The sequence below is a fragment of the Pseudochrobactrum sp. AO18b genome (assembly GCF_000409565.1).
Classification (GTDB): domain Bacteria; phylum Pseudomonadota; class Alphaproteobacteria; order Rhizobiales; family Rhizobiaceae; genus Pseudochrobactrum; species Pseudochrobactrum saccharolyticum.
This window is the reverse complement of sequence record NZ_ANNO01000027.1, coordinates 1-4,007: the sequence shown is the minus strand read 5'-3', so window position 1 is coordinate 4,007 and position 4,007 is coordinate 1. Positions and strand designations below refer to the sequence as shown.

The 4,007-nt window shown below is 51.0% G+C and carries 5 protein-coding genes and 1 pseudogene; 1 reads left to right on the top strand and 5 read right to left on the bottom strand.

Going from position 1 to position 4,007, the window contains the following annotated elements:
- The 4 genes from A918_RS19110 to A918_RS0101390 all read right to left on the bottom strand — a co-directional run.
- A partial coding sequence (locus A918_RS19110; RefSeq protein ID WP_022709326.1) for a recombinase family protein occupies positions 1–349 on the bottom strand: 349 nt, incomplete at its 3' end.
- A 284-nt stretch (positions 350–633) separates the two neighbouring features.
- Entirely contained in the window at positions 634–1,254 is a 621-nt protein-coding gene (locus tag A918_RS0101400) for a DUF3011 domain-containing protein (protein WP_022709325.1), read from the bottom strand.
- Between the two features lie 19 nt (positions 1,255–1,273).
- On the bottom strand, positions 1,274–2,371 hold the full coding sequence (locus A918_RS0101395; protein WP_022709324.1) for a transporter substrate-binding domain-containing protein: 1,098 nt from the start codon (positions 2,369–2,371) through the stop codon (positions 1,274–1,276).
- A gap of 62 nt (positions 2,372–2,433) precedes the next feature.
- On the bottom strand, positions 2,434–2,667 hold the full coding sequence (locus A918_RS0101390) for a hypothetical protein (RefSeq protein ID WP_022709323.1): 234 nt from the start codon (positions 2,665–2,667) through the stop codon (positions 2,434–2,436).
- Positions 2,668–2,928: 261 nt separating this feature from the next.
- Between A918_RS0101390 and A918_RS22260 the strand changes: the two are divergent.
- Positions 2,929–3,159 (top strand): annotated as a pseudogene (locus tag A918_RS22260) (IS6 family transposase); the annotation flags it as partial.
- 114 nt (positions 3,160–3,273) lie between these two features.
- Here the strand turns inward: A918_RS22260 and A918_RS21945 are convergent.
- Positions 3,274–4,007, bottom strand: a 734-nt coding sequence (locus A918_RS21945) for a hypothetical protein (protein WP_022709322.1), incomplete at its 5' end; no start/stop codon positions are given.

Below are 4,007 nucleotides of genomic sequence, written 5' to 3'. Positions count from 1 at the left end.
CTCGCCCAGAATCTACAAGGTCAGACCGCTTGACAGCAGAGAACGAGGGGCTTTCCTTGACAACTATATTTTTTGCAACAGAGCCGAGGGCTTTGACGGTACTACTTACATCGATAGCATCACGACCAAGGCGGTCGAGCTTGGTGACGATCAGAATGTCACCGGCCTCCATCTTATCCAATAATCGGGAGAAACCACGGCGCTGCGCAATGGCCGTGCTGCCGGAAACCGTCTCGGTGACGATCCGGCGCGGCTCGATATGGTAACCGGCAGCTTTAATTTCCTGGATCTGGTTTTCGGTGGTCTGTCCGGTCGTGGATACGCGAACATAGGCAAAGGTACGTGGCATGGGCTCATTTCGTCCGAATAGGATGTCCGAAATATCTCCTCTGTTCGAAAACCTGTCAAGATAATTTGTGGACAGGGTGTTTTGCCCCTGTACGCAATCGGACGTTTTCGGACAGGGTAGGGGGCAGTTCTGGCTACAAGTCCCGTGCTCCGCATAATGGTACCATCCTCCGTTGCCAGCAAAGTGGCCTTCTGTCTATAATCTCATTGGACGCGGTTTGCTGAGCCTAATGGTTCAACCCCTCTGATAACCCCAAACCGAGCCCACTGCTTACCTGCCTCTGCTTAGTCCGGGTTGTCCGGGTCATCGACTAGGCAACCGATCCCGTGACAACCGATATAGTTGCCATCTGTATCGAAATTTGGTTCGCCGTTTTTGTCATATTGCGGACGATCATCTATTTCGTCGTCGGGGTTATCCAGTGTGCATCCAATACCGTGACAGCCATTATAGCCGTCATGATCGCGATAGTTGCTGGTCGTGTGATGATGCTTGTGTTTGTCATCTTCCGCCACGCCTGCGATAATTGCGCCAAGCACGGCTCCCGCAGCAACGGCGCCAACATCATGTCCCCGATGGTCATACATCCGGGCACCGGGATCGAAACCATCCCCGCGGCCATGGTGATAACCGCCTACGTCTGCAAAGACCCCGGAGCAGCCCTGCGCCACCCACACGTACTTGCTGTTCGGGTTATAGCCCCAAGTCTTGTTAAGAATGCAAGGCGACCCGGAGATCTGGTGAATGAGTTGCGGCTTGGAAAGAGGGCCGGCGTAACACTCATCATATTGATAATTGCGGGATCGGCATTCAACTGTGGTCTGGGCCTGCGCTTCTCCCACAAGATGCGGCACAAACATTGTTCCAGAAAGTGCGACACTTGCCGCCGTGATGGTTCTGATCATTACCCTTCTCCGATTATTACTATTGATTTCCGAAATATTTGCGACGGAGAACGCCAAGTTCTCCTGTCTCCTGTTCGGCCAATATCTGCAAAGTCACCTCATGGGCGATGGGATCATTGTGCTGAAAGCCGAAACCATATTTGTCAGGATGGAAAATCGGTCCAACGACCGACAGCGCACTATGCGGATTTGAGTGCACGTAATATTCAAGCACTGGCGCATCCCCGACTATCGCCTCAATGTCTCCGTTCCGAAGAGCGTCAAGGGCGTCTTGGGTACCTTCATAGCTTCGAATATCAAGACGTAATTCACGACCATAGATCTCTGCCACGCTGCCACCAAGAACACCAACTGTTCGTCCGGGCAGGTCGGCAACAGAGTTGATCTGGTGCGTGAGTGAAAGCGCAGTCATCACACTGGAAACGGACGATGTGACATAGGCAATGACCGCCACACCGCACACCATCCAAAGTCCGCCAGAAATGCGGCCAAGCCAGCCAAGAACATTAGGCCGAGTGATCTTTCCAGAAGTCGCAACCGACATGACTTCATAGAAGCTCTCGGCCAATCCGACATGCCATTGACGGGGAAACGTTTCGTCGAACCTGCGATAGAAGAATGCGAGAAAAACCGTCGCAATGACGATGAATGATACAAGCCACAGCATGGCGCGCAAATGGCCTGCCTGTTCAAGACCGCTGATCACCTGCCAAAAGCCACCGCCGCTGTCTTTGGCGACCATTATTCTCAAACCGGCATCGTACCAGGGCTGCGAGAACAAGATTCGAGCCGCACGTTCCTTCGTGATTGTAAGGTTCGATATCGCGGCCTGCACCTCGCCGTTTTCGACTGCCGCAATCAGGGCTTCAAAAGAAGGATATTCGCGGTACTCGTATTGACGGCCAAGGGCCTTGGCCGATTTTTCCCAGAGCTCGATAGCCATGCCGGAATAACTCTGGCCGTCCTTGGTTACAAAAGGCGCGCTGATATATACCCCGGCGATCAACGGTTCGGAGGGGTCGGCCTGTTGCTGTGCCAGGCTATTGCTCACCGCACTGAAAAAAAAGGAAAAAATCAAAAACGCAGCAAGCAGGGATATCGGTTTGGATAATCTCATTGTCTCATGGGGAGTTCATTCATTTCAGTGAGATCGGCGTGCACTATGTACACGCCGATCGGCTACAACCTCTTGATAAGACGCTCTTCTGTCTGGCGATCCATGGAGCGCTGAATATTCTCGTTGTCCATCTGTTGTTGCTGCAACATGCATTGGGAATATTCGGAAGTGCCGCGTGGAATTTCGAGATTATCACAAGCGCGTTGATAAGCTTCCCGGTCCAGATCATCGAGCGTCTGGCAACCCGACAGAACACCTGCGACAATAAAAGCCAAGGGGAGTATCAAGCGAAACATATGCAACGTCCTTTCAGTTTTTCAGGTAGAAGTTATTGAAAGCTGGCTTATGCGGATGGGGCCGGTCCGGCATGACGCCCAAAGAAGATCACAATGGACTGCAGCCAGACCAATCGGTTTGCCACCATGCAATGTGCTGCTGAGAACTAGAGCATTTCCAGCAAAAGCGCGCAGCGGTTTAGCGTAGGATAATGCGTAAAAACAACTAAATAGAGCGGTTCTACGATTCCGTTTTAACCGGAACCGCTCTAGTTGCGATAAGGTGGCAAGCTCATCATCATCCGTCAAGGAAATACACGAACAACACCATCGAGGAGATTGTCGCCGTGTGCAACGACGGATACGATCCATACTCCACATCAATTCTGGTGTCGCTGCCAGCATCACACTGCCCGGTAGAGAGTTGATTCATATATTGCGAAAGCTGCAAGGCAATTCCGGATCAACCGCCCGCTTTCACACTAACAACAATTTACAGCGCTTGTAGCATAGTTGCGTCCAGCAGTTCACCACACTTTGTTCGGCTGAAACTATCGCATCAAATCCCTTAGTCCCTCGTGTGTTAACGTCTTGATAAATCATTTCGGTGCGGTCGAACATCATCAGTCAATTTCCATCTGTTTTCAGGTAATGATGTGATTCTATTCCCAGACATGCGCGAATGAACCCCACGGAACTCTCGATATGATAAACGCATGCCAAAAGCGCCCGCTTGGGGCGGAATGGAAGCATAAAAAGCGCTATAATGGTCTTATAAATTCTGACGAATATTGATCCAAACAGCCGAAGTACGGACATAAAAGGATCCTTTCGATACCGTTCCATAAAGACCATACAGGCGTGATCTCGGTCCCTGCGGTAATAATATGTCAGCGACAAGCGCGCGGCAGGCAGAGTCTCATATGCAATAGCATGAGGAGTCCAACCGGTTCTAGCCCCCAATTTTTTTGCATCCTCATAAAGACGCCAATCTTCTCCTCCTGCTAAACCAAGGGTGGTGTTGAAACTTAACCCGGTCTTCCGGAAGAAATGAAGGTTTCCCATCCAACTTCCTGTCACAATTTTCAGAGCGTCGGCTCTTCCTTCATTGCGCCGCTTTATACAGCGTTTTTCCACGCGCTGATTGTTGTCATTGACAGCGGCCCAGACCATTCGCTGCCACCAAGAGTAGGACGGCTTAAGCGGCGCCAACCGGACCGGCGAGCCTACAATGTCGAGATCATGCAAATCACGTTCTTTTAGCAATTCGACCAGCTGAATAGCCCCTAGATTTGTAGACACCTTGTGACTTAAAAAAGAGGCAAGGAGCTTACGATGGGTAAAGCTAATTTCACCGACGA

What these genes read in the sequence shown, in the direction of transcription:
- A918_RS0101400 (WP_022709325.1), bottom strand. Translation starts at nt 1,254, where the DNA reads ATGATCAGAACCATCACGGCGGCAAGTGTCGCACTTTCTGGAACAATG.
- A918_RS0101395 (WP_022709324.1), bottom strand. Translation starts at nt 2,371, where the DNA reads ATGAGATTATCCAAACCGATATCCCTGCTTGCTGCGTTTTTGATTTTT.
- A918_RS0101390 (WP_022709323.1), bottom strand. Translation starts at nt 2,667, where the DNA reads ATGTTTCGCTTGATACTCCCCTTGGCTTTTATTGTCGCAGGTGTTCTG.